The 669-nt window shown below is 52.8% G+C and carries 1 protein-coding gene; it reads left to right on the top strand.

Annotated elements, in window-relative coordinates; genetic code table 11:
- A partial coding sequence (locus J7438_RS26740; protein ID WP_209279054.1) for a hypothetical protein occupies positions 1–669 on the top strand: 669 nt, incomplete at both ends.

The raw sequence follows: 669 nt of genomic DNA, 5'->3' as shown, positions 1-669 counted from the left end.
CCGTAGCCACGCTGTTGCCTCAGGTAAAAACCAAAGCCGAATCAAAAGCAGAGAAAGACCACTTTAATGCCCAGCATATCGCCAACCTGCTGTGGGCCGTGGCGAAATTGGTGGACAACGGGCTGGAGTTGGAGAAGACACCGAAGCTCAAAGAGGCCTTGGCTGCGCTGCTGTCCCAGGTGAAAACCAAAGCCGAAGCAAAAGAAGAGAAAGACCACTTCAAGGCACAGGCAGTCGCTAATCTATATTGGGCCGTGGCGAAACTGGTGGACAATGGGCTGGAGCTTGAAAAAACGCCGAAGCTTAAAGAAGCAGTGGTCGCGCTGTTGCCCCATGTGAAAACCAAAGCCGAATCAAAAGAAGAGAAAGACCACTTCAACACCCAGGCTACAACGAATCTGCTGTGGGCCTTGGCGAAACTTGTGGATAACGGGTTGGAGCTGAAGAAGACACCGAAGCTCAAAGAGGCCTTGGCCGCGCTGCTGCCCCGGGTGAAAACCAAAGCTGAATCAACAGAAGAGAAAGACCTCTTTATTCCTCAACATATCGCCAATCTGCTGTGGGCCCTGGCGAAACTGGTGGACAACGGGCTGGAGCTGGAGAATACAGCGAAGCTCAACGAGGCCGTGACCGCGCTGTTGCCCCATGTGAAAACCAAAGCGGAATTAA

This window comes from Thalassotalea sp. G20_0 (assembly GCF_017744175.1).
GTDB lineage: Bacteria > Pseudomonadota > Gammaproteobacteria > Pseudomonadales > Endozoicomonadaceae > Endozoicomonas.
This window is presented reverse-complemented; position numbering and strand designations above follow the sequence as displayed.